The organism is Phenylobacterium sp. (genome assembly GCF_036563385.1).
Lineage (GTDB): Bacteria > Pseudomonadota > Alphaproteobacteria > Caulobacterales > Caulobacteraceae > Phenylobacterium.
Map to the genome: position 1 here is coordinate 188,336 of NZ_DATCML010000008.1, position 23,943 is coordinate 212,278.

Here is a 23,943-nt window from a genome sequence, read left to right on the forward strand (position 1 = left end):
TCATGACGTGCGAGGACCCGTCACCGCGCATCAGCATCGCGTCACCTTGACCTTTCGTGGGGCGGACGGCGCGGCGGGCCCGGCTCGAAGGTGGCGCCGCGTTCCAGCCACCGCAGGATCCGCTCGCGGGCGGCGGACATCAGTCGGGCCGCGACGGCGGGCTCGGCGATACGCCCCCGGATGACCGTCGCGGCGGCGTCGAGGGTCGCCTGCGCTGCGGCGGGAAGCGGCGGCTCTGCGGCCGGGCGGCGGGTCCGCTCCAGCGCCTGGAGGTCACGCTCGGTGGGGCGGTAGCCCCGGACCTCGATATCCCGAGCGCGAGCGGCGAGCCAGACCTCCCGTCGGAACGGTGGCGCGCCCGTCACGCGAACGGCCGTCCAGCCGCGGTGCGCGGCGATCGCCACCACGTCCCGGACCACGTGCGGGTCGTTACGTTCGGTGGTCAGGCGACGGCCCTTGTCGCGGAAGGCGGGCGTCGGCGCGACGGCGTCGACGAAGTAGCCGAGGCTCCGGCCGGGCCCGCGCTCCACGAGGTAGCGCCGGCGGACGGCCTCCGGCGCGTCGCCGAGGCTGTGCGGCCGGGGGTAGGCCTCCGCCTCCAGCCGGTTGGTGCGTTCAGCGGGCATCTCGGGTCTCCGCGGGGGCGCGGGCGGCCGCATCGATGAACCGCGCCACCCAGGCCTCGACCTCCGCCACAGGCGCCTCGTCAGGGGGCGGGGCGAGGTCCGCGGCGCCCGCAGGCGCCAGGGCGGCGAGGGCGAGCGGGTCGATGGCCAGGTCTTCCGGCTCGTCGCTTGGCCGCGGGTCAGGGGCGGCGATGGGGGCCACGATCGGCGGCGGGACCACACGGCGGGCGAAGGTCGGGTCGCGGTAGTAGGCGATCTTCCGGCCAAGCACGGGCGGGGCGCCGGCTTTGAGCACGATGAGCCGGTCCGACGGAAGACGCATCAGCTCCTGGGGGAGCATCAGGGCGCGGCGCTGGTCGGTCTCGCTGAGGGTGCGCCGCCCGGCGGCGAGCCCCGCCGGGCGCGTGCGGGCGGCGCTGCGGACGGTGGCGTAGCCGAGCCGTTCGGAAAGTTCGGCCGCCAGCCGGAGCCCCTTGGGCGCGAAGACCACCTCGACCGCGCAGTTGGCGAGGATCTCCTCGGCCAGGTCCGCGCCGTATTCGCCCCGCAGCTGCGCCGGGCTCTGCAGCACCGGAAGCATCCGCAGCCCATAGCCGGCCACGTAAGCGAAGCCTTTGGCCAGCACGCTGGCGTGGCCGAGACGGGCGAACTCGTCGAGCAGGACGAGCACCTCCAGCTGGGGGCGGTCCCTGGAGGGGCGTTCGCGGCAGAGGCCGTCCACCAGTTGCTGCAGCAGCAGGTTATAGAGCGGCGCCACCCGCGAAAGGTTTTCCGGCGAGGTGGCGAGATAAATCGAGGTCGGCCGGTCGCGCAGGGTGCGCAGGTCGAAGTCGCTCGCCGCCGTGGCTGCGCAGACCCTGGGGTTGAGCCACAGGTTCAGGCGTGACGTGAGCGTCTGGCGGATGGACGCGAAGGTGTTCTCGGACGCACTGCAGAAGTCGGTGAGGGCCCGGACCGCGCCGGCGGAGAGCGGCCGGCCCTCCGCCTTGCGGGCGGCGGCCAGGCGCGGGAACCGCGTCCGGGGATCGCCGCGCACGAGCTCGGCGTAGAGCGTGCCGAGGTCGAACGGGAGCTCCGGGGTCTCGGCGAGGTAGGCGCCGACGCCGACAAAGCCGGTGCGGGCGGACTCCGCCCAGAAGGGATCGGCGGCCGCCGGGGCGGGGAACAGCATGGCGGCGATCCGCTGCAGTTCGTCGACGACAGCGACGGGGTCCGAGCGCTCGATGTGGCCGAGCGGGTTGAAGCGCGCGGTGCGGCCCTCGGGGTCGAGCGGGTCGAAGAGGAAGACGGCCTGGCCCCGCGCCGCGCGGAAGCCGGCGGTGGCGTCCCAGTTCTCCCGCTTGATGTCCAGCACCACCACCGAGTCCGGCCAGGTGAGCAGGTTGGGGATCACCACCCCCACGCCCTTGCCGGTGCGGGTGGGGGCGTAGAGCGCCACGTGCTCCGGCCCGCCGAACACCAGGAGGCGGCCGCCCTGGCGCCCGAGCACGATGCCGCGCCGGGCGCGCAGTCTGGCCTTGCGAATGTCGGCCTCGCCGGCCCAGCGTGCGGCGCCGTGCAGCGGCCGGCGCGCCGCCTCTGCGGCTAGCGCCGTGGCGGCGACCAGGACGAGGCTCGAGGCAGCGGCGCCCCGAGCCAGCCACAGCCGGACCTCGGGATGGTCCCGCCAGGTCCAGAGCCAGGCCGCCGCCGCGGCCGGGGCCTGGCTGGCGGGCGCGAGGCGCTCGAGACCGGCAAGGGCGACGGCGAGTCCCAGCGCGGCCCAGACGGCGAGCGCTGCGGCGGCAAGCGCCGCCCTAGCCTGCGGCGTGGCGGGCGGGGAGGGGCTCATGCCAGATCTCGCTGACCTGGAACCGGCCGTCGGCGCGGCGCATCTGCACGACGATGTCCACCAGGGCGTGGAGCAGGCCGCGGATGTCGTCGCGGGCGAGATCGCGGCCGGCTTCACTCTCCTTGACCATCAGGGTGAGCTGCTCGAAGGCCAGCCGGGCGCTGTCGGCATGGACGGTGGTGATCGAGCCTGGGTGGCCGGTATTGACGGTGCGCAGGTAGTGGAAGGCCGTTGCGTCGCGCAGCTCCTGCAGCAGGATCCGGTCGGGCCGCATGCGCAGCGCGCTCTCCAGCAGGTCCCGCGGCGCGACCCGCGCCTGGCCCTGGCCGTCCTTGGCGTAGAGCAGGCGAACGGCGTTGCGGTGGGGCAGGGCGAGCTCGCGGGTGTCTTCGATGGTGATCACGCGCTCCGTCTCGGGGATGTGGCGGACCAGGGCCTTGGCGAGCGTGGTCTTGCCCGAGCCGGTCGCTCCGGAGACCAGGATGTTGCGGCGCGCCCGAACCGCGGCCGCGAGGAAGCCTGGCCAGTCGCCCGCATCGCGCAGCGCCACGAGCTCAGCCTCATGCGGCCGCAGGTGCGGGGCGCCCCGGGCGACCTGGCGGAACAGCCCCTGCGCTGCGAGTTCGTCGAGGCTGAGGGTCGCCGCGGAAGGCCTGCGGAAGGTGAGCGAGACGGTTTCGGCCGCCGGCGGCAGCACCACCTGACACCGCTCTCCGCCGGGCAGTGTCGTCGAGCAGATCGGCCGTTCGGCGGAGACGTCCTGGCGGGTGGCGGCGGCCGCCGCCACGGCCAGGGGGCGGAGCCAGTCCTCGGTGAGCTGTGGCGCCTCGCGCCAGTCCCAGACGCCGTAGCGCTCCACCCCCACCTCGCCGGGACGGTTCACCACCACCTCGGTGACGCCTTCGGCCGCCAGGTGCGGCCGCAGCGGGGCGAGGTAGTGCTCTAGGACGGCCGTGCCCGCGTTCACGGTTCGCGCGCCTCGAGGCCGTACACGCCAGAGAAGTCCAGGTCCTGGGCCGCCAGGATGGTGATCTCGGCCCCCTGCGCCTTGCGCAGGGTCGGACGCAGTCCCGCCGAGCCTTCCACCGCCATGGCCGCCGCCTGCGACGGGAGCCGGATGCTGGCGGCCTCGTCCGATCGGGGGATGGCTGCAGCCGCGGCCTCGTCCACCACCGAGAGCAGCAGGGCCGCGCCGAACCGCTCCCGGAAGCGGGTGTCCACCTCGCCCCCGAGACCGGCCCGGCCCAACGCGTCCGCGCCCGGGGAGGCCAGGTCGACGGCCACCCCGTCAGGCGTCACCGCCCTCGTCCAGAGCACGAAGACGCGGCGGTCGCCCTGGCGCATTCCCGCCCGGTATTCGCCCAGCACCCGCGTGCCCCGGTCCAGAAGCACGACGGCGCCATTGTCGGACCAGATGTCCGCGGCGACCTGGCAGGTGACGTGCCCCGCCGTGGACGTGTCGATGGCGGTCTGAAGGATGCACGGAATGGCCGAGCCGGCGAGGATCAGGAAGCTGCGGTCGCTTAGGCGGCGGGCCGCCGCCCCGCCGATGCGGGAGCCCTGGCGCAGCGCCTCCAGCTCGCTCGGCGCGGTCGGCCGCTCTGGCGCAACCATCGGGCGCGGGGCGAGCGGCCCGTCGGGACGCCTTTGCGCCACGTAGGCCAGAAGGGGCGGGGGCGGGGGCGGGGGCGGTGGGGTGGGCGTGATCGCCATCGCGGGTAGAGGCGCGAAGGCGGGGGCGGGGGCGGGGATGGGGGCGGGGATGCGGGTCCGAGGCGTGGCGGGGTTCCCGTCCTGCTCCGGGGCAGGCTCGGGCGCCGGTGCAGGCAGGGGCGCGGCGGACTCGAACGCCACCACCTGCCGGGCCGGGGTGTCCGGCGCGGGGAGGTCCGCCGGCCGGTCGGCGCGCCAGGCCGTGGCGGCCAGCGCCACGCAGCCGAAGCCGAGCCCGGCCACCGCCATCAGCCGCCCACGACGGCCGGAGAGCCGGCCAGCGACCGGCGAAAGGGCCCGGTCCAGCGGCAGGTCGGCGTCATCGTCGCCGGAGGGCGGGCCGCTCACGGCGTCCGGTCCTTGGCGGTGCGCGCCACGTCCGGCGAGGCTGTGCGGGTGGGGCGCGTCGCAGCCTCGTCCTGCGGTGGGGCGGCGTTGACGATGCAGACCACCTCGCGGCCTAGGCGCAGCCGCAGGCGACGCGCGGTCTCGTGCACCACCAGGAACTCGCCGCGCACGTCGGAGCGGGCGAGGCGCTCCGAACCGTCCGGGGAGACCACATAGGCGGCGGGCATCGGGCGGGCGCCCGGGAAGCGCAGGACGGTAAAGCGACCGTTGTCGGTCACCTCGGAGGGGGCGATCCCCTCGGAACCCTGCAGGACGTAGGCCAGGTTGCGGGGCCCCTCCAGGGCGGCCTGTTCCACGCGGAACTGCAGCACACGGGCTTGCAGCGCCTCGGCCTCCGCGTCGAGGGCGCGGGCCAGGGCGCGACCGGCCTCGGCCGGGTAGCGGAACTGCAGGACGTAGACTCCCGCCGTTGTCGTCCCCGGCCGAGGCCGCGCGACCAGCTCGAAGGCGTAATGACGTGCGCCGGAAGGCCCTTCGGTGGTGACCAGGAGGTTGGTGGCGGCCGCCATGTGGGTGGGGCGCAGGAAGAGGACATCCCCCTCCGGGGCCGCTTCCCAGGCGGCGGCGTCACCGAGCGCCACGTGGCGGACCGTTTCCCCGGGCGCGAACCGCACCTGGGTGGCGGTGCGCGGGGCGCCGGCGATCCGCACCACCTGGCCTGGGGCGTAGTCCACGGTGCGGATGCGGGGATCGTCCTTAGGCGGCTTGGCCTGCGCCAGGGCCTGCGGGGCGGCGAGCGCGAGCATGAGGGCTGCGACGGCGCATGGGGGGAGCCGGTTCATTTCACCACCTCGGGGTCGGCGCGATAGCTGGAGACCTGGAAGCCCAGAGGGTTGCGCAGCCGATCGGCCTCGGACATCGGCGCGCGGGCGTAGGTGAAGGCGACCGTGGCGATCCAGTCGCTCTCCTCGGCCTCGGCGCCACGGCGGACCAGGCGGCGGAAGCGGACGTTGGCCACCTTCGGGGCGACGAAGCTGATCGCGCGGATCTCCGCGTGGGCCTCGCCAGCCACGCCCAGCCGCACCTGCGGGCTCAGCGGGTTGGAGGGCCGGAAGGCCGCGGCCCAGCGCTGCTGCTCTTCGGGCGTCGACATGATCGAGACCTGGCGGAAATTCGCCTCCGCCGCGGCGAGCAGCCAGCCTTCCCGGGCCCGGACGTAGGTCGCCAGGAAGCTGCGGGTGACCGCTTCCTCCGGGTCGACGGGCGCGCCCTCGAGGCCGCGGATGACCTCCACCGCCCCCGTGGCGCGGTCCACGCGGACCACATAGGGCTCGACCGTCTTCAGCGGGGTGAGCGCCGCCACGGCCAGGACGGCGCAGCTCGCCAGGAGCGCCGCCGCGCCGGCCACGCACCAGGCCAGGCGGCGAGAGCGCTCGGCGCGGCGCAGCCGATCATGGTCCCACGTCGCCGCCTCCCGGAAGTAGGCGCCGAGCCCGCCCCGTTCCACCGTCATGGGCGCCACGCCAGGCAGGCGGCGGCGGGGCTGGCGGAGAGCGCCGGCGCGGGCGCGCCGGGCGACAGCACCGAGCCATTCGGATTGGCCGGCCGCAGGCGACCGCGGCAGCCGGGCGCGGTGTCCCGGGGGCTCGCGCAGGCGGTGAGCGTCGCCAGGGCGAGCCCGAGGACGAACAGGGATCTTGTCATGCAGGGGCTCCGATGGGACGGACGGTCCCGCCTTCGCGGCGGGTCTGCGGCCGTCCGCCCGCGCCGGCGGGGCGCGTGTGGACGGCGGTGTGGCCGCGCAGGCCCGCGGCCGCGCCGAAATCGGCCAGGCCGAGGCTGGCGCCGCCCGCAACCCCGGCGGCTATGGCGGGCGTCTGAAGGAAGAAGATCGCGGCGAGCAGGCTGAGGGCGGTGAACAGCAGGCCCGCCAGCACCGGGTCCTGGCCGTCGAGGTCCGCCCAGCGGTCCGCCACCAGCGCCAGCACCAGCTGGAAGACCGCCAGGATCAGGGCGAAGAGGACCAGGTAGTTCACGGCCTGGGCGAGCCAGCCGAAGAAGAACCGGCGCGTCGCCTCGAACAGCGCGCACGCCACGAAGATCGGGCCGAGCGCCACCAGCAGGGCGAGGGCGGTCTTGGCGAGCAGAACGACGCCGAAGCCGAGGGCGGCGGCGAGCGCTCCCACCGCCAGGACGATGGCGGACACCACCAGCGGTAGCCAGTCGAAGGCGGTGGCGGCCGCCGCCGCCTTCTGGCCGAGGTAGCCGGCGCGCGCGAGGAAGTCGTCGAAGGCCGCGCCCGCGTCCGAGCCGCGCGTTCCGCTGACCGCCTGCGCCAGGGCATCGGGCAGCAGATGGAACAGTGGGACCGTCACCCAGTCGCCGTACGCCGACGTGGTGGCGAGCTGGTGGACGATGGCGAGCTTCACCGAGCGGACGGCGAAATCGAGGATCGGCTCCGCGATAGCCCCGCGGAGGATCGCGACGCCGTAGAGCAGGACGTAGAGCACCAGCGCGGCGCGTGTGGGCCCCGCGGCCTCGGCCGCGACGCGCGGGAGGCTCTCGCCGAGAAACAGGTCCAGCCGCGCGTCCACGAAAGCGTAGGCGGGGCCGAAGACGCCGAACTGGGCGATCATCGGGCGAACCCCTCGCGCAGGACCGCCAGGCGCCGCCCGGCGGCGAGCTTGGGCGCCCCCCTCTGCGCGGCCGTCGGCCATGCCGGTGCGAGCCTCTGGGGCGGGGCGGCCCTGCAGAGGGCCGCCGGGAGGCGAGGCGCGCCGTGGCAGGCGGCGAGCGCGAGCGGCGCGAGCAGCAGCAGGCGATGTCCGCCGGTCATCGGAAGCCGCTCCGGAGCGCCACCAGGCGGGCTTCCGCGGCCGCCTTCGCGCGCTCACGATCGCGCTGCGCCCGCAGGCGTTCCTCCGCGGCCTGGGCCATGGCGAGGCCCTGCAGCCGCATCTGGTCGTTGACGGCCATGGCCTGTTCGGCGGCGAGGCGGGCCTGCAGGTCCATGACCGCGCGTGCGCTGCCGGCCTGGTCCAGCCGCGCGCCGAGCTCCGCAAGGCCCTGCAGGCGCTGCGCGCCGGCCTGGGCGGCGGCTTCGCCGAGCGCGGCGTCGCGGGCGGCACGGTCGCCGGCGCGCTCGAGGTCCTGGCCGGCCGGGTCGCCGGCAGGCGCCTGGTGGAGCCGACCGGCTTCGCGGATCTCGCGGGCCCGCCGGCCGATGTCGCCCAGGGCCTCCAGGTCGCCGTCGGCCGCCGACCGCCAGTCCGCCAGGCGCGGCAGGAAGGCGCGCAGGCCTGTCGCATGAAGGGATGGGGCGTAGGCCCCCGCGCCGGAGGCGTTGGCGAAGCCCTCGTAGAGCCGGCGCGCCTCCTCCACCTGGGCCTTCAGCTGCTGGAGCTGCTCGAGCGCGGTCTGCGCCTGGCGGATGAGGCTCGCGTAGCTCGTCGGGTCATGGACGATCCACTGCGCGCGGGCGGGCTGGGCCGCCGCGAGGAAGGCCGCGGCCAGCATGAGGGCGCGACGGAAACTCACGGCAGGCTCCTGCGGGCGCGGTGGAAGGCGGGCAGCCAGTGGCAGGGGACGTCCCCGTGCCGGGCGCGGACGGCGTCCAGCAGGTCCACGGTCTCCGTGCGCCCGGAGAGGACGGCGAGCTCGTCGTCGAGTCCGCTGAGGTCGAGCTCGGCGACCACGGAATTCAGGCCCTGCTTGACCAGGAAGCGGTGCTGCGCCGGATCGAGTTCATCCCGGACGAGGGCGAACTCGCGTGCGGTGAGGCCGAAGCCCTCCCGATAGTCGCGGGGGTTGGCCTGCGGGTTCGGGAGGAAGATCTTGGTGGCGCACTGCTCGACGATGGTGTGGGCGATCGGCGATCGCAGGACGTCGGCCGGGGACTGGGTGCCCAGCACCAGAAAGGCGTTCTGCTTGCGGTAGGTCTTCAGCCCGTCCTCGGCCAGAGCGCGGAAGGCGTCGTCGCTTAGCGCCTTCCAGAACTCGTCGATGTCGAGCACCAGCCGCCGCCCGTCCACCAGCCCCTGGATACGATGGAGCAGGTACATCATCAGCGGCGTGCGGACCTCGGGGGCGTCCAGCACATGGGTCATGTCGAACCCCACGAACCGGGCGTCGAAGGCGAGGGCATCCGCGGGCCCGTCGAGCGCCCAGCCGAGCGCCTCGCCGGCGCACCAGCGCTCCAGCCGCGCCCCAAGGCCTGCGGCGTCGCTCTGGCCGAGGAGGGCGCGCAGGGCGCCGAGCGAGCGCGCCTGCGCCGGGAGCCGCATCACGGCCTCGACCGCCCGGTCGATGGCCAGGGCTTCGGCGGCGCTGGCCGGCCGATCCGGCGCGCGGGTGAGCTGGGCCACGAGGGCGGTCAGGAAGGCCCGGTCGGGCGGCGTGTCGGCCAGGGCCTTGAGGGGCGCGAAGCCGGTCGGCGCGCCTGGGCGGAGCGCGGCGTAGCGGCCGCCGCAGGCGCGGACGAAGATCTCCGAGCCTCGATCCTTGTCGATGAACACCTGGCGGGCGTCGAACTTCTCGAGGGCGGCCAGCATGAAGTTCTGGACCACCGTCTTGCCGGAGCCGGACGGGCCGCAGACGAAGGTGTGGCCGACGTCGCCCACGTGGAAGCTGAAGTGGTACGGCGAGGCGGCGGTGGTGCGAAGCACCGCGGCGGCCTCGCCCCAGTGGTTCCCCTCGGGGCGGCCGCACGGGTGGGTGTGGAAGGGGGCGAGCGCGGCGAAGTTGCGGCTGGTGATCGTCGCAGGCCGCAGGCGCAGGGCGAAATTGCCCGGGAACTGCGCCCAGAACCCGGCCTCGAGGCCCAGGTCCTCGCGCGCCGCCACCAGCCCGGAGTCCGCGAGGATCGCCCGCGCTCGCGACGTATGGGCGGCGAGCTCGCGGGCGGTGTCGCCGTAGACGAGCACCGAGGCCTGGTGGTCGCCCAGAACGAAGCGGTTGCAGAGCAGGTCGTCGAGCGCGGTGTCGAGGCCCTCCACCTGGGAGGCCGCGCGGTCCTGGGCCGACAGCAGCTGGTTCTGCTTGCGGGTGAGCACCGCCCGAGACGCCGCCTTCGACAGGAAGGTGAAGGACTGGGCGGCGACCAGCGGAAACGGGGCCGACAACAGCCCGTCCCAGAGACCCGGGCGGGTGGCGGCCGGGTACTCCTTCACGCCCAGCATGGCGGCGAAGCGGGTGCTGCCCACGTTGCGGATTTCCACCGCCTCGCGCCCGAAGATCAGCCGCGCGGCGTAGGCGGCGCCCCCCAGATGTCCGCGCACGAGCGGCACCCGTTCGCAGCGGCCGGTGAGCAGCAGGCGCAGCATCTCCAGCGGCTCGGAGAAGGCGAGACCCTGCCGTTCGTACACGCCGAGCGGCCGCGGACCGTAGCGGGCGAGGTGCTGCACCAGGTCCCGGCCGGCCTCCTGGAGGAGCCGCAGGCCGTCCGCCTCGGCCAGGTGGAAATTGGACGCCCCGATCAGCCGCTCGACCCACGCCTGGGTTCGCTCGGCCGCCTCGCGGCCGGGATGGCGCACGAGGGTCAGGTAGAGCTCGTTGACGAAGAGCTGGCGCCGCCCCAGCCGCGCGCGATGGGCCGCGTCGAGGTTGCGTGCGAATTCGGATCGGAAGGCGCCAGCTGGGGGCGGGTCGGCCGGACGGCGCACAAGGTGGTGCCACACGGCGAGACGCTCCGACGCGAGGTTTCGCCAGGCGCCGTTCAGGCGCTCGTGCCAGCCGTTGATCTCGTCCGGGTCCGCCGTCTCGAAGCTCGCCCCGTCCAGCCGGAAGCTGATCATCAGGGCGCCGCTGTCGAGCGCCAGGACCTGCGGGGTCACGTGACGCGCGTAGGGCAGCCGCGGCTCGGGCGCGGTCTCGCGAAGGAGGGCGGCGGCGGGCAGGCCGCGGGCGAGGCTACCCATGGCGGGGTCTCCGGAGCACGAGGGGCGTGGGCGAACCGCCGCCCCACAGGGCGGCGTTGCGGGCGCGGCCGCGGGTCTCCAGCCAGAGCCAGAGGACGCGGAAGGCGTTGGGGTCGGCCCTGCAGACGGCGCGAAAGACCAGGTGCAGGGCCGGCGCACAGAGCAGGTAGAGGAGCGAGCCGCCGGCCAGGAAGGCGACGGAGGAGGCCATGAGGTTCAGTCCCATGGCCTCCATGGGCACGCCGAGCACCAGGGCGGGGCGCGTGCAGGCGAGGAACAGGATGTCCTCCGTGAGGGGCTTGGCGTCGAACATGGTCAGCCAGCCCCGCCGGTGATCATGTCGACGATGGTGGAGGCGCCGAAGATGACGATGATCCCGACGACCACGGTGCCGGCGCGCCTGAGGTCCAGGTGCCCGAACATCCACGCTATGCCGGTGAGGATCACCGCAATCACAGCCAGTCCGCGGACCACGCCGCTATTGAGCAGCTCGATGATGTTCTCGATGAAGCCGGCCAGGTCGCCGCCGACGGCGCCGGACTGGGCGAGCGCGGGCGTGGCGGTCAGGGCCGCCGCGACGGCGAACGCCAGGGTGCGGAGGAGGCTCAAGACTGGTCTCCGGGAGAGGGAGCGGGGGAGGGGCGTTGCAAAGATGCGGCCTCACGCCGACGGGCTTGGCCGAACACGTCCCAGGGCGGGGGGTCGGGCGCGCTGGAGACCGTGATCTGAAGGCGCGCTGGGGGAAGGTCCGTCTCTGCGGCCGCCGCCAGGACCTTCGCCACATAGCCGTTCGCGAGCCCGCGGCGAGGATGGCCCGTGTTGTAGTAGGAGAGCGCAGCAGACATCCGCAGCGGCTCATGTGTGTGGCGGCGAGCCGCCCGCCGGTAGCCGTCCGCCAGCACCCGGGCCGCGGCGGAGAGGTTGCGGCAGGGGTCGAAGGCTTCGGCAAGGGTGAGGCCGAGCCAGCCCAGGTTGCGGACATTGATCTGACCGAGGCCAAGGTCGATGTCGCGCCGGGCGGCGATCAGCCGGCGAGCGGCCGCGACCGCCTCTTCGGGGGTCCTTGGAGCAGGGCGCCGTCCGCCGCCGTTGACGCCGATCGCCAGCGGATCGAGGCCGCTCTCCACACGCGCCACCGCCATGAGCGTGGCAGGTGCGACGCCGGGGGCGCAGCTTGCAGCGAGTTCGAGGAAGGCGGCGGGGTCGAGTGGCATGGGGTCTCCTGTCCATGGGGAGACTGCCCGTGCCTTCGATCCCGGGCGAGGCGTAGGGCCGCGTCAGGTGCTAGTGTGTTGCTGCGTTAGCGCCTTTAGAGCAAGTCATCGATGAGTTTATGTGGATTGCGAGTGGCGCAATATGGTTGCGCGCATGCCGCAGTGATTTGGCGTGGTGGCGTATGAATACACAGGGTGAGCCGTGGAGATGTTAGTCGGAACGTAATAAGCGGACAAATATTCATAATGGCGTCGTCAGGCGGTTCGCTTGACCTGAATTGGAGGAGCAGAATGTTGTCCGGCAATCCGTCGCCCTCTTACCTGCCGATGCTCGCCGCAGCGCCCGCAGACCGGCGGTCGCTCCTGACCTCGCGCCAGGTGGAAATCCTCACCTGGGTGACCGAGGGCAAGAGTGCGTGGGAGATCGGCATGATCCTCGGGATCTCAGGTCGCTCGGTGGACGGTCATCTGCGCAGGATCTACGCGCGGCTCGACGTGCGCACCCGCCTGCAGGCGGTTCTCAAGGCCCAGGACCTCGGGTACCTGGTGCGACGTGCGCCGCCGCAGCCGGCTCCAGCCTAATCCGGTGGCGCGTAGGCGCGGGTGAAGGACGTGTCCGTCATCCAACTCTCGAGCACCACCTCGTGCTCGCGCGCCTTGGCTGTGAGATCGTCGAACGCCCGATCGAAGATGGCGATGATGCTTCTCGGGTCCAGCTTCGCGATGTTGGCCCCGGCGCCGCGGTCGAAGCGCTGCAGCGCCACGAGCATCACCGTGGCGGCCTTGTTGTCGAGGCAGTGGATCGCAAAGTCCGGTGAGCCGATATCGAGCGCCAGCATGATCGCATAGCCGTCTGCGTCGGTCACCTCGGCGAACCGGTGAATGCGGTCTATGTCGATCCCGCCTCGGCCAGACTCGAAGTGCTGGAAGGTTCGCAGGGGCAAGCCCATGGCCTTGGCGACTTCGGCGGAGCGGAGACCGCGGCGCCGTCGGATCGCGCGCAGCACCAGCGGAAGGGTCGCTGTCCGGCCCGTCGCGTCCTGGAGCGGGGAACCATCCATGAATCGAGCAGCAACCTGAACTGGTTGGATCGTCAGTACACCATCCACAGGTTTAGTAAAGCAAGGTGCAGATGCGCCGCTGAAGATCGGGTTGCCGATCCGCGACCGTGGCTGCAGCTCTATCGGGATCTTGCCAGTGGCTACGATGCGGGGGGGATGGCGCATGTCCGCGCTGGGCCTTGCCCACCGCGGAGGCGCCGCGATCCTTGTCCGATTCCGCGGGCCGGGTCAGGCTTCGGCCGCTCGGCTGATGTCGGTTCGGGGCCACTTGCGGCCCTAATGGAGCCCTGCTCCGTATCGGCGCACTGCTCCCAGACCGCCCGGGCGTCCTTCGGCTTTGGCCAACCCGCCCACGCCGGTGGTCCACCGGGTGTCGGACTTCATTGTCCAACGGCGACCCGGTGATCCTGCTTTCCGGTATCGTCCGTCAGAGCGTCCCCCTTGTCGGCGGCGACACGGGTGGTCGAGGTGCAGGGCGGGGCTCGCCTGGTCCTTGCGGGCGTCCAGCTCTCGACCCTTCCGGATGGCTGGATCTTCGGCGCCTGACGAGGCCCACAGCCCGGTAAACCAGCAGCCTCGGAGGCGACCGCCTCCGGGGCTGTTCTCGTCTAATGGCTCCACCCGCCGAAAGGGTATCTCCGCTCCACCACAGGAGGGCCGGGACGTGTTGGGCGCGCTGATCCTGACGGGAGGGGCCTCGTCGCGGATGGGGGAGGACAAGGCGCGCCTCGCCTGGGGCGGCCTGCGCTCCGTCGACCTGGTCGCCCTGCGGGCGCGTGAAGTCGGCGCGCGGCCGGTGCTGAGCGTCGGCGCCTCGGACCTCGGTCTGCCGGCGGTGGATGAAGCTGGCGGAGGTCCCGTCGCCGGCGTAATGGCCGGCTCTGCGGCCCTGCGGGCGGCGGGCTGCGGCCGCGCCCTGGTGCTGGCGGTGGACGCGCCCACCTTGCTGGCCTCCGACCTCGCGCCGCTGCTGGAGACGCCGCCGCCGGGCGCGGCCTACGCCGGCCTGCACCTGCCGCTGGTGCTGGACCTCGCGCATCTGCCGCCATTGGCCGGCCGCGGCTGGTCCATGGCGCGCCTGCTCACGGAGGCGGGCGTGCGGCTGCTCGAAGCCGCCGCCGACGCCATCCCCAGGCTCCGCGGCGCCAACACGCCGGCCGAGCGCGAGGCCCTGCTGGCGGCCTTCCTGGCCCGCGGACCTGCCGAGGAATAGGGCGCCGGGCGCCGCTTCCGAAGGCGATCGGGCGGGGCGGGGACCTGCGGGGCTGCGCCGGCTGCGGCGCAACCCGAGGCGCGGCTTAAGTCGCCTGACATGCGTGTCCTGATCGTCGATCCCGATGCCGCGCGCGCCGCCCTCGTGGCCGAGGGCCTGGCCGGCGTGGAGCCGCTGGAGGTCCGGCGCGCCAGCGTCTTCCACGGCGACGAGGCCGCCGCCTTCGAGCCCGACGTCATCGTCGTCGCCCTGGACAGCCCCGACCGCGATGTCATTGACAGCCTGCGCGACGTGACCGAGGCGAACCCGCGGCCGGTGGTGATGTTCGTCGATCGCTCCGAGCCCGGCTTCGGCGAGGCCGCGCTGAGGGCCGGGGTGTCAGCCTATGTGGTGGACGGCCTCTCCAAGGCCCGCGTCCGCGACGTGCTCGAGGTCGCCATGACCCGCTTCCAGCTGATGTCCCAGCTGCGCGACGAGCTGGCCAAGGCCAAGGCCGACCTCGCCTCGCGCAAGACCATCGAACGGGCCAAGGCGCTGATCATGCAGCAGCGCGGCCTCGACGAGCCCGCCGCCTACGCGCTCCTGCGCCGGCTCTCCATGGAAACCCACCGCGCCATGGCCGTGGTCGCGGCCGACCTGCTGGCCCTGGCTGGCGCGCTGAAGGAGGACGGCAGATGACCGCCGCGCCGATCCGCCTGGGCTTCGTGCCGCTGAACGACGCCGCGCCTCTGATCGTCGCCCAGGCGCGCGGCTGCTTCGCCGCCGAGGGGCTGGCCGTAGAGCTGGAGCGGCAGGTCTCCTGGGCCACCTTGCGCGACAAGCTCGCCCTCGGCGTCATCGACGGCGCCCAGATGCTCGGCCCCGCCGCCCTGGCCGCGGCCCTCGGCCTCGGCGGCGGCCACACCGCCCCGCTCGTGGCGCCGCTCGCCCTGAACCGCGGCGGGCCCGGCGTCACCCTGTCCGCCCGGCTCGTCGACGCCCTTGGCCCGCAGCCCGACGCCGCCGCCCTGGGCCGCCTGGTCGCGCGGCGCCGCGCGGCAGGCGCGAGCCCCCTGACCCTGGCGGTGGTCTTTCCCTATTCGACCCACAACTACCTGCTGCGCGACTGGCTGGCGGCCGCTGGCCTCGAGCCGGATCGCGACCTGCGCCTTACCGTCGCTGCGCCGTCCCGAATGAACGAGCTGCTCGCCCGAGCCGTGGTCGAGGGGTTCGCCGCCGGCGAGCCGTGGAACTCGGCCGCCGAGGCGGCCGGCGCGGGCCGGGTGGTGCTGCGGTCCGCCGAGGCCCCCGACAAGGTGCTGGCGGTGCGGGAGGCCTGGGCCGAGGCCCACCCCGGGCGGCTGCAGGCCCTGCTGCGCGCGCTGGCCCGCGCCGCGGCCTGGGCCGATCAGGCGGAGAACCGCCACGCGCTCGCCGCCCTGCTGGCGCGCGAGGAGCATGTGGGCGCGCCCGCCCCAGTGATCGCCGCCGGCCTGGCGGGCATGCGGTTTTCCGGTCGCGCAGCGCGGCCCGACCCTGCGGACGCCGAATGGCTGCTCCGCCAGATGCAGCGCTGGGGTCACGCCCCCGCCGACCTGGACGTCGCCCAGGCCGCCCGCCGGGTCTACCGCGCCGACCTCCACGCCGCCGCGGCGGCGCACGGCTGAGCCGAGGTCCCGCCGCCCGGCCTGCGCGCGGCCGCCTAGCTCATTTTCCAGGCGCCCGGGCCGCCCGCGGCGCCCACTTTCCGCGCTGCAGCAGGAAGATGCTGCGGCGCAGCTTGCCGGCCGCGTGACTCCCCGGCGGTCCGGGGCATCCTGACCTCGCTCCCGGCAACGGCGTCCGGAGCATCTTGAAGGCTCAATGGCGAGCCGCCCGAACCCGGCGACGACGCCAGCACCCAACCCCTCCCGAGGGCCTTCCCATGGTCAGCCGCGCCTTCCTGCGGGCTGGGCACATGCCCACCCTGCTGTCCGCCTTCCTCTATTTCGACCTCAGCTTCATGGTCTGGGTGATCCTGGGCCCGCTCGGCGTCGCCATCGCCAAGGACCTCGGCCTGACGCCGGCCGAGAAAGGCCTGATGGTCGCCATCCCGGTGCTCTCCGGCGCCCTGCTGCGCTTGGTGGCGGGCGTTCTGGTGGACCACATCGGGCCCAAGCGGACCGGCATCCTCGGGCAGCTCACCGTGATGGCCGGCCTCGCCGCCGCCTGGTTCCTGGGCGTCCACGGCTACAGCCAGGTGCTGCTGCTGGGCGTCGTGCTGGGCGTCGCCGGCGCCTCCTTCGCCGTCGCCCTGCCGCTGGCGTCGCGCTGGTATCCGCCGCAGCACCAGGGCCTGGCCCTGGGCATCGCCGGGGCCGGCAACTCGGGCACCGCGCTCGCCGCCCTGTTCGCGCCCGGCCTCGCCCAGGCGTACGGCTGGCAGAACGTCATCGGCCTCGCCGTCCTGCCGCTGGCCTGCGCCTTCGCGATCTATCTGATCTTCGCCAAGGACGCGCCGAACCGGCCCCCGCCCAAGAAGCTCGCCGAATACCTCGACGTCCTGAAGGTGCGCGACGCCTGGTGGCTGATGGGCCTCTACAGCGTCACCTTCGGCGGCTTCGTCGGCCTCTCGTCCTCCCTGACCATCTACTTCAACGCCGAGTATGGCCTGCCGGCGGTGACCGCTGGCTTCTTCACGGCCGCCTGCGTCTTCGCGGGCTCCTTCCTGCGGCCGGTCGGCGGGGCGCTGGCCGACCGCTTCGGCGGCGTGCGCACCCTGTCCGTCGTCTACGTCCTGGCCGCCCTGGGCCTGGCGCTCGCCAGCTTCCAGCAGCCCAGCCCCTGGCTGGCCCTGGCGCTGCTGATGTTCGCCATGATGGCCCTGGGCGCCGGCAACGGCGCGGTCTTCCAGCTGGCCCCCCAGCGGTTCGGTCGCGAGATCGGCGTGGTCACCGGCCTGGTCGGCATGACCGGCGGGGTCGGCGGCTTCTATCTCGCCTCAAGCCTCGGCTGGGCCAAGCAGGCCACCGGCGCCTACCAGGCCGGCCTGCTCGCCTTCGCCGCCCTGGCCCTGGTCGCCCTGCTCGGCCTGAACGGGGTGAAGGCCCGCTGGCGCCGGACCTGGCCCGAGCTCGCCGGCGCCGGCGCCGCCGCCCTGCGCCTCTGACCCGCCCTCCAGGAGCAAGTCCCATGGCCAAGGAACGACTGGTCGTCATCGGCAACGGCATGGCCGGCTGCCGGGCGGTGCAGGAGGTGCTTCGGCGCGATCCCGACCGGTACGAGATCACCATCTTCGGGGCCGAGCCCCGGGTGAACTACGACCGCATCATGCTGTCGCCGGTGCTGGCGGGGGAGAAGGCCTTCGCCGACATCGTGATCAACGACGAGGCCTGGTACCGCGACAACGGCATCGTCCTGCACGCCGGCCGCGCGGTGACCGGCATCGACCGCGAGCGCCGCACCGTCAGCGCCGAGGGCGGGCTGGAGGTCGGCTACGACCGGCTGATCCTGGCCACCGGCTCCGACCCCGTGCGCCTGCCCCTGCCGGGGGCGGACCTCGCCGGCGTCGTCACCTTCCGCGACCTGGACGACGTGGAGGCGATGATCGCCGCCGCCAAGCCCGGGGCCAGGGCGGTGGTGATCGGCGGCGGTCTCCTCGGCATCGAGGCCGCCTACGGCCTCGCCCGCCGCGGCATGGCGGCCACCGTCGTCCACCTGATGGACGTGCTCATGGAGCGCCAGCTCGACGCCTCGGCCGGCTTCCTGCTGACCGAGGCCCTGGCGGCGCGCGGCGTCGAGACGGTGCTGGAGGCCCAGTCCGAGGAGATCGTCGGCCAGGAGGGGCGCGTGGCCGGCCTGCGCCTCAAGGGCGGCCGGGTGCTCCCCTGCGACCTGCTGGTGATGGCCGTCGGCATCCGCCCGAACGCCGCGCTCGCCCGCGCGGCCGGCCTGGGGGTCGGGCGCGGCGTCCTTGTCGACGACACGCTCACTACCTCCGACCCGGCGGTGCTCGCCGTCGGGGAGTGCGTCGAGCACCGCGGCCAGTGCTACGGCCTGGTGGCCCCGATCTGGGACATGTGCCGCGCGCTCGCCGACACCCTCACCGACGGGCTGACCACCTTCCAGGGCGTTGCGCTCTCCACCCGGCTGAAAGTCTCCGGCGTGGACGTCTTCTCGGCCGGCAAGCACGCCGGCGGCCCCGGCTGCGAGGACATCGTGTTCCGCGACGCCGGCCGCGGCGTCTACAAGCGGATCGTGCTGGAGGAGGGGCGCCTCGCCGGCGCCGTCCTGTTCGGCGACGCCGGCGATGGCGGCTGGTACTTCGACCTCATGCGCTCGGGCGCCGACGTCAGCGAGCTGCGCGACACCCTGGTGTTCGGCCAGGCGGTGACGGAGGGCCTTCGGGGGCTCGACCCTAGCGCCGCCGTTGCGGCCATGGCCGACGAGGCCGAGGTGTGCGGCTGCAACGGCGTCTGCAAGGGGACCATCACAACGGCCATCGCTGACCAGGGGCTGAACACCCTGGAGAGCGTCCGCGCCGTGACCAAGGCGTCGGCTTCCTGCGGCTCGTGCACGCCGCTCGTCGAGAAGATCCTGAAGTTCACCCTGGGCGACGCCTTCGAGGTCCAGACCGGCCCCAAGCCGGTCTGCGGCTGTACGCCCCACGGGCACGACGAGGTGCGCCGCCGGATCGTCGCCGAAAGCCTGAAGTCCATGCCCGCGGTCATGCAGGCGCTGGAGTGGACCACGCCCGACGGCTGCGCCGCCTGCCGGCCGGCGCTGAACTACTACCTGCTCTGCGCCTGGCCCGGCGACTACCGCGACGACCGGCAGTCGCGGTTCATCAACGAGCGGGTCCACGCGAACATCCAGAAGGACGGCACCTATTCGGTCGTGCCGCGGATGTGGGGCGGCCTGACCAGCGCCGACGAGCTTCGGGCCATCGCCGAGGTGGTCGACAAGTTCGACATCCCCACGGTCAAGGTCACCGGCGGCCAGCGCATCGACCTGCTGGGCGTGAAGAAGGACGACCTGCCGGCCGTCTGGGCCGACCTGAACCGCGCCGGGATGGTTTCGGGCCACGCCTACGCCAAGGGCCTGCGCACCGTGAAGACCTGCGTCGGCTCCGAGTGGTGCCGGTTCGGCACCCAGGACTCCACCGGTCTCGGCGTGCGGCTGGAGAAGTTCATGTGGGGTTCCTGGACGCCGGCCAAGCTGAAGCTCGCCGTCTCCGGCTGCCCGCGAAACTGCGCCGAGGCCACCTGCAAGGACATCGGCGTCGTCTGCGTCGACAGCGGCTACGAGATCCACATCGGCGGCGCGGCCGGCCTGCACATCCAGGGAACCCAACTGCTCACCAAGGTCGCCACCGAGCAGGAGGCGCTGTGGACCATCTGCGCCGCCACCCAGCTCTACCGCGAGCAGGGCTGGTACCTCGAGCGCATCTACAAGTGGGTGGCCCGCGTCGGCCTCGACAGCATCAAGGCCGCCGTCGAGGCCCCCGACCAGCGTCGCGCCCTCTTCGACCGCTTCGCCTACTCGCAGCGCTTCTCGCGCATCGATCCCTGGGCCGAACGGGTGGCCGGCCGCGACGCCGCCGAATTCAACCCGCTCTCCCGCCGCATGGAGTTCGCATGAACGCCCTCGTCAAAGACCCCATGGCCTGGATCGACGTCGGCGCCGTCACGGACATCCCGGTGCGCGGCGCCCGCCGGGTGCCCACGCCCGCCGGCGACATCGCCATCTTCCGCACCGGCGACGGCGAGGTCTTCGCCCTGCGCGACGCCTGCCCGCACAAGGGCGGGCCGCTCAGCCAGGGGATCGTCCACGGCCGCGCCGTGGCCTGCCCGCTGCACAACTGGTCCATCGACCTGGCCACCGGCGAGCCGCTCGGCGCCGACCGCGGCAAGGGCTGCGCCCCGGTGATCCCGCTGCGCGTCGAGGACGGGCGTCTGCTGCTGGGCCGCACCGGATGACGGCGGCCGTCCGCACCACCTGCGCCTACTGCGGCGTCGGCTGCGGGATATCCGCCGAGGCCGGGGAGGGGCGGGCGCTGCAGGTCGCCGGCGACCCGGCCCATCCCGCGAACCACGGCCGGCTCTGCTCCAAGGGCGCGGCGCTCGGCGCCACGGTCGGGCTCGACGGCCGGTTGCTGCACCCGATGATCGGCCAGCGCCGGGCCGCCTGGAGCGAAGCCACGGCCCTGGTGGCCCGCCGCTTCCGCGAGACCATCGCCCGCCACGGCCCAGACAGCGTCGCCTTCTACGTCTCGGGCCAGCTGCTCACCGAGGACTACTACGCCGCCAACAAGCTGATGAAGGGCTTCATCGGCTCGGCGAACATCGACACCAACTCCCGGCTCTGCATGGCCTCCGCTGTGGTGGCCCACAAGCTCGCCTTCGGCGCCGACCTCGTGCCCGGCTGCTACGAGGACCTCGATCTCGCCGACCTGGTGGTGTTCTCCGGCCACAACGCCGCCTGGACCCACCCGGTCCTCTTCCGCCGCATGGAGGCCGCCCGCGCTCGCGGCCAGCGGCATGTGGTCATCGACCCCCGCCGCACGGACACCGCTGAGGGCGCGGACGTGCACCTCGCCCTGGCGCCGCAAAGCGACGTGCGGCTGTGGAACGGGCTGCTCGCCGACCTCCTCCGGCGCGGCGCGGTCGACCGCGCCTACGTGGCCGCCCATGTCTCCGGCTTCGCCGAAGTGGAGGCCGAGCTTGCCCGCGCCGACCAGTCGGTGTTCGCCGTGGCGGCCGACTGCGGGGTCCCCGCCCAGGACCTGGAGCGCTTCTACGGCTGGTTCGCCGAGACGCCGCGCACCGTCAGCCTGTTCTCCATGGGCGCCAACCAGTCCGCGCAAGGGGTGGGGAAGGGGCTCGCCATACTCAACGCTCACCTCGCCACCGGACGGATCGGCAAGCCGGGCGCCTGCCCGTTCTCGATCACCGGCCAGCCCAACGCCATGGGCGGCCGCGAGACGGGCGGCATGGCCACGACGCTCGCCGCCCACATGGATTTCGATCCGAAAAGCCTGGCGCGGGTCCAGCGGTTCTGGGGCGCGCCCGCCATCGCGCCGCGGCCCGGTCTCAAGGCCGTGGAGATGTTCGAGGCCGTGCGCGACGGCCGCATCAAGGCGCTCTGGGTGATGGCCACCAATCCCGCCGTCAGCCTGCCCGACGCCGGCCGGGTCCGCGAGGCCCTGGCCGCCTGTCCCTTTGTGGTCGTCTCCGACGTCATGGCGGAGACGGACACGGCCGCCTTCGCCCACGTGAAGCTGCCGGCGCTTGCCTGGGGCGAGAAGGACGGCACGGTCACCAACTCCGAGCGCCGGATCTCCCGCCAGCGCGCTGTCCTGGCCGCGCCTGGCGAAGCCCGCGCCGACTGGCGCATCGTCGCTGACGTGGCCGCCGCCATGGGCTTTGGCGAGGCCTTCGCCTGGCGTTCGAACGCCCAGGTGTTTCGCGAGTGGGCTCGCCTGACCGCCTACGAGAACCGCGACCGTTTGCTGAACCTGGGTCCCTTGGTGGGTCTGGCGCCCGAGGGCTATGACGCCCTGGAGCCGGTGCAGTGGCCGGTGACCGCCGCCGGCGGCACGCCGCGCCTGTTCGCCGACGGCCGCTTCCCAACGCCCGATGGCCGCGCCCGCATGGTCCCCGTGTCAGCGCAGGCCCCTGCCGAAGCCGTGGACCCCGCGTTCCCCTTAGCGCTCAACACCGGCCGGGTTCGCGATCACTGGCATACGCTGACACGCACCGGGCTCGCCGCCGATCTTTGCCGCCACGCCCCCGAACCGTTCGTGGAGATCCACCCCAGCGATGCTGAGCCGCTCGGGATCACGGAGGGGCGGCTCACCCGGGTGCAGACGCGCCACGGCGAGTCCGTCGCCATCGCACGCCTCACGGATCGCCAGCGCCCCGGCTCGGTCTTCCTGCCCATGCACTGGAGCGCGGCCTATGCGCCGTCCGGCCGGGCCAATCCGCTGGTTGCGCCCAGGGTCGACCCGCGCTCGGGCCAGCCGGAGTTCAAGCATACCCCCGCCCGCGTGCGCCCCTATCGGGAGACCTGGCGGGGCTTCTTCCTCGCCCGCCACCCGGCTGCCCTGCCGCCCGGGCTCGACCTCGTCTGGCGCCGCATCCCTCAGAGCCATGCCCAGTTGCACGAGATCGCGGGCCGCGGCGACTCCCTCGAACGCGACGCTCTGCGCCGCCACCTGCTGCGCGAGGCGCCCGGCGACGTCCTGCGGCTCGAAGACCCCGCCACCGGCGCTTTGCGGGAGGCCTACATCCGCGCCGGCCGGCTGACCCACGTCCTGTTCACCGCCGGCGCCGGCGCGCTGCCGCCCCGCGACTGGCTGGCCGAGCTGTTTGCCGCAGATCAACTGAGCGCCGCCGACCGTGCGGCCCTGCTGGTCGGCCGGCCGCTGGACCGGGCCGTCGACCAGAGCCCGGTGGTCTGCGCCTGCCGCGGCATCCGCCGCGCCCGCATCCAGGCCGCCGTCGCCGGCGGCTGCGGCGACGTGGACGCCATCGGCGAGGCGACGGGGGCCGGCGCCGCCTGCGGGTCCTGCCGCCCCGAGATCGCCCGCCTCCTCTCCGACGCGCCTGCCCGTGAGGTTCGCCATGCCGCCTGAAATGAAGCCCGGCCGTGTCCGACTGGTGGGCGCCGGCCCCGGCGCCGCCGACCTGCTCACCCTCCGCGCCCTGCGCGCCGTCGAGGCCGCCGAGGCCCTGCTCTACGATGCCCTGGTCCCGGAGGAGATCCTGGCGCTCGCGCCCGCGGCCTGCCTGAAGATCCAGACGGGCAAGCGGGCCGGGCGGACCAGCATGGCCCAGCCCACTATCAACCGCCTGATGCTGCGCCTGGCCCGCCGCGGGTTGCAGGTCATCCGGCTGAAGGGCGGCGATCCCTCCATCTTCGGCCGGGTCGGCGAGGAGGCCGCCTTCCTCCAGGCGCATGGGATCGAGATCGAGGTCATCCCCGGCGTGACCGCCGCCTGCGCCGCCGCCGCCCAGTTCGGCTTTCCGCTCACCCACCGCGGGGAGGCCCGCCGGGTGGTCTTCACCACCGCCCGGCTCGAAGCCGGAACCCTCAGCGCCGACTGGGCGACCGCCGCCGATCCCGAGGCCACGCTCTGCGTCTACATGGGCGGCGCCGCAGCCGGCGAACTCGCGCGCCGCCTGATCGCCGCCGGCCGCCCCGCCGTCACGCCGGCGGCCGTGGTGGAATCGGCCGGGCGGCCTGAGGCGCGGCGGCTCTTTGCGGGCTCCCTCGCCGGGCTAGCCGAGGCCCGCTTGGCGGGCGAGGGCGGTCCGGTGCTCATCGTGGTGGGCGAGGTCGCCGGCCTGCCCGCCGTGCAGCGCCTCAGCGGGCCCCGGGCCGTCTGCGCATGAGCCACGCCGAGCTCTTCGCCTTCGAGCAGGATTTCGTCGCCAGCCTGCGCTGCATCCCCATGGCCGTCCGCTTCAAGCTGGATCGGGTGGGGATCAAGCTCACCCTCCGCCAGTGGAGCCGCTTCACCCGGGCCGACCGCCAGGCCCTGCTTCAGGCGCCCTGCGCCACCGACGCCGAAGCCGCTGCCTGGCGCGACCATCTGGAAGACCTCGTCACCGCCCGCGCCGCCCAGCAGGCCGGCGCCCTGGCGGAGCCGCCCTGCGGGTCCTGGCGCGCGCCCGCGCCCCCGGAGCAGGTGCTCCGCCACGCCGCCAGCCTCGGCCTGCGGCCGCCCACCCCGGCGGCCTGGGCCGGCCTGCCGGAGCTCCGCCGCTTCGCCCTGGTCAAGCTCTCCCGCGACAACCACGACAACGTCAACTTCGCGCCGGCGCTACGCGAATTCGGCCTGCTGTAGCGCCCCCCCCCCCGTCAGTCTCCCGCAGCAGCCGAGTAAGTTAGGCGCGCCCAGCCGCTGTCGCTGATCCAGGGCGGCGTCTCGAGTCCGGTGGGGCCGAAGTGCGCGGACGCCGTGGCAGGCATTCGTGCCGCCGCCGATCTCACGCGCGTGTGGCCGGGAGGCCGAACTCGTGGGGCGCCGGCGCCAGCACGCCCGGTCTACGTCTTGCTCG

Annotated in this window: 24 protein-coding genes; 10 read left to right on the top strand and 14 right to left on the bottom strand. The window is 73.7% G+C overall.

Annotated elements, in window-relative coordinates; translation table 11 throughout:
* Positions 1-41: 41 nt before the first annotated feature.
* From VIL67_RS07615 to VIL67_RS07675, 13 genes are all read right to left on the bottom strand, one after another.
* Positions 42-626 (bottom strand): LPD7 domain-containing protein, encoded by a 585-nt coding sequence (locus tag VIL67_RS07615; protein WP_332048273.1) that lies wholly within the window; start codon positions 624-626, stop codon positions 42-44.
* On the bottom strand, positions 616-2,457 hold the full coding sequence (locus VIL67_RS07620; protein ID WP_332048274.1) for a type IV secretory system conjugative DNA transfer family protein: 1,842 nt from the start codon (positions 2,455-2,457) through the stop codon (positions 616-618). The genes VIL67_RS07615 and VIL67_RS07620 overlap by 11 nt, the downstream gene beginning before the upstream one ends.
* Entirely contained in the window at positions 2,423-3,424 is a 1,002-nt protein-coding gene (virB11, locus tag VIL67_RS07625; RefSeq protein WP_332048275.1) for a P-type DNA transfer ATPase VirB11, read from the bottom strand. Before virB11 ends, VIL67_RS07620 begins: the two co-directional genes overlap by 35 nt.
* On the bottom strand, positions 3,421-4,518 hold the full coding sequence (locus tag VIL67_RS07630; protein ID WP_332048276.1) for a TrbI/VirB10 family protein: 1,098 nt from the start codon (positions 4,516-4,518) through the stop codon (positions 3,421-3,423). The genes virB11 and VIL67_RS07630 overlap by 4 nt, the downstream gene beginning before the upstream one ends.
* Entirely contained in the window at positions 4,515-5,360 is an 846-nt protein-coding gene (locus VIL67_RS07635; protein WP_332048277.1) for a TrbG/VirB9 family P-type conjugative transfer protein, read from the bottom strand. Before VIL67_RS07635 ends, VIL67_RS07630 begins: the two co-directional genes overlap by 4 nt.
* The gene (locus tag VIL67_RS07640) at positions 5,357-6,031 is read right to left on the bottom strand and encodes a VirB8 family type IV secretion system protein (protein WP_332048278.1); all 675 of its coding nucleotides are present in this window, start codon (positions 6,029-6,031) and stop codon (positions 5,357-5,359) included. The genes VIL67_RS07635 and VIL67_RS07640 overlap by 4 nt, the downstream gene beginning before the upstream one ends.
* Positions 6,028-6,222: a hypothetical protein gene (locus tag VIL67_RS07645; RefSeq protein WP_332048279.1), complete on the bottom strand. Its 195-nt coding sequence runs from the start codon at positions 6,220-6,222 to the stop codon at positions 6,028-6,030. Before VIL67_RS07645 ends, VIL67_RS07640 begins: the two co-directional genes overlap by 4 nt.
* Positions 6,219-7,154 (bottom strand): TrbL/VirB6 family protein, encoded by a 936-nt coding sequence (locus VIL67_RS07650; protein WP_332048280.1) that lies wholly within the window; start codon positions 7,152-7,154, stop codon positions 6,219-6,221. The genes VIL67_RS07645 and VIL67_RS07650 overlap by 4 nt, the downstream gene beginning before the upstream one ends.
* 196 nt (positions 7,155-7,350) lie before the next feature.
* Positions 7,351-8,055 carry a type IV secretion system protein gene (locus VIL67_RS07655; RefSeq protein ID WP_332048281.1) on the bottom strand — a complete coding sequence of 235 codons (705 nt, stop codon included), beginning with the start codon at positions 8,053-8,055 and terminating at the stop codon, positions 7,351-7,353.
* Positions 8,052-10,433: a VirB4 family type IV secretion/conjugal transfer ATPase gene (locus tag VIL67_RS07660; protein ID WP_332048282.1), complete on the bottom strand. Its 2,382-nt coding sequence runs from the start codon at positions 10,431-10,433 to the stop codon at positions 8,052-8,054. The genes VIL67_RS07655 and VIL67_RS07660 overlap by 4 nt, the downstream gene beginning before the upstream one ends.
* The gene (locus tag VIL67_RS07665) at positions 10,426-10,746 is read right to left on the bottom strand and encodes a VirB3 family type IV secretion system protein (RefSeq protein ID WP_332048283.1); all 321 of its coding nucleotides are present in this window, start codon (positions 10,744-10,746) and stop codon (positions 10,426-10,428) included. Before VIL67_RS07665 ends, VIL67_RS07660 begins: the two co-directional genes overlap by 8 nt.
* Positions 10,747-10,748: 2 nt before the next feature.
* The gene (locus VIL67_RS07670) at positions 10,749-11,042 is read right to left on the bottom strand and encodes a TrbC/VirB2 family protein (RefSeq protein WP_332048284.1); all 294 of its coding nucleotides are present in this window, start codon (positions 11,040-11,042) and stop codon (positions 10,749-10,751) included.
* Positions 11,039-11,647: a lytic transglycosylase domain-containing protein gene (locus VIL67_RS07675; RefSeq protein WP_332048285.1), complete on the bottom strand. Its 609-nt coding sequence runs from the start codon at positions 11,645-11,647 to the stop codon at positions 11,039-11,041. The genes VIL67_RS07670 and VIL67_RS07675 overlap by 4 nt, the downstream gene beginning before the upstream one ends.
* Before the next feature lie 291 nt (positions 11,648-11,938).
* On the opposite strand from VIL67_RS07675, the gene VIL67_RS07680 reads away from it, so the two are divergent.
* A complete protein-coding gene (locus tag VIL67_RS07680; RefSeq protein ID WP_332048286.1) occupies positions 11,939-12,229 on the top strand; it encodes a response regulator transcription factor in 291 nt (96 codons plus the stop codon).
* On the opposite strand, the gene VIL67_RS07685 is transcribed toward VIL67_RS07680, so the two are convergent.
* Positions 12,226-12,873 carry a helix-turn-helix domain-containing protein gene (locus VIL67_RS07685; RefSeq protein WP_332048287.1) on the bottom strand — a complete coding sequence of 216 codons (648 nt, stop codon included), beginning with the start codon at positions 12,871-12,873 and terminating at the stop codon, positions 12,226-12,228. The genes VIL67_RS07680 and VIL67_RS07685 overlap by 4 nt on opposite strands.
* 499 nt (positions 12,874-13,372) lie before the next feature.
* Here VIL67_RS07685 and mobA point away from each other — a divergent pair, with 499 nt between their 5' ends.
* The 9 genes from mobA (at position 13,373) to VIL67_RS07730 (ending at position 23,729) form a co-directional block, all read left to right on the top strand.
* Positions 13,373-13,921 (top strand): molybdenum cofactor guanylyltransferase, encoded by a 549-nt coding sequence (mobA, locus tag VIL67_RS07690; RefSeq protein WP_332048288.1) that lies wholly within the window; start codon positions 13,373-13,375, stop codon positions 13,919-13,921.
* A gap of 99 nt (positions 13,922-14,020) precedes the next feature.
* On the top strand, positions 14,021-14,599 hold the full coding sequence (locus VIL67_RS07695; protein WP_332048289.1) for an ANTAR domain-containing response regulator: 579 nt from the start codon (positions 14,021-14,023) through the stop codon (positions 14,597-14,599).
* Entirely contained in the window at positions 14,596-15,567 is a 972-nt protein-coding gene (locus tag VIL67_RS07700) for an ABC transporter substrate-binding protein (RefSeq protein WP_332048290.1), read from the top strand. The genes VIL67_RS07695 and VIL67_RS07700 overlap by 4 nt, the downstream gene beginning before the upstream one ends.
* A gap of 257 nt (positions 15,568-15,824) precedes the next feature.
* Positions 15,825-17,048 (top strand): nitrate/nitrite transporter, encoded by a 1,224-nt coding sequence (locus VIL67_RS07705; protein ID WP_332048291.1) that lies wholly within the window; start codon positions 15,825-15,827, stop codon positions 17,046-17,048.
* A gap of 23 nt (positions 17,049-17,071) precedes the next feature.
* Complete coding sequence (nirB, locus tag VIL67_RS07710; protein WP_332048292.1) at positions 17,072-19,519, top strand: nitrite reductase large subunit NirB; 2,448 nt, start codon at positions 17,072-17,074, stop codon at positions 19,517-19,519.
* A complete protein-coding gene (gene nirD / locus VIL67_RS07715; protein WP_332048293.1) occupies positions 19,516-19,857 on the top strand; it encodes a nitrite reductase small subunit NirD in 342 nt (113 codons plus the stop codon). Before nirB ends, nirD begins: the two co-directional genes overlap by 4 nt.
* The gene (locus tag VIL67_RS07720; protein ID WP_332048294.1) at positions 19,854-22,514 is read left to right on the top strand and encodes a nitrate reductase; all 2,661 of its coding nucleotides are present in this window, start codon (positions 19,854-19,856) and stop codon (positions 22,512-22,514) included. Before nirD ends, VIL67_RS07720 begins: the two co-directional genes overlap by 4 nt.
* On the top strand, positions 22,504-23,274 hold the full coding sequence (cobA, locus tag VIL67_RS07725) for a uroporphyrinogen-III C-methyltransferase (RefSeq protein ID WP_332048295.1): 771 nt from the start codon (positions 22,504-22,506) through the stop codon (positions 23,272-23,274). Before VIL67_RS07720 ends, cobA begins: the two co-directional genes overlap by 11 nt.
* Positions 23,271-23,729: a nitrate reductase associated protein gene (locus VIL67_RS07730; RefSeq protein WP_332048296.1), complete on the top strand. Its 459-nt coding sequence runs from the start codon at positions 23,271-23,273 to the stop codon at positions 23,727-23,729. Before cobA ends, VIL67_RS07730 begins: the two co-directional genes overlap by 4 nt.
* The last annotated feature ends 214 nt before the right edge of the window (positions 23,730-23,943 follow it).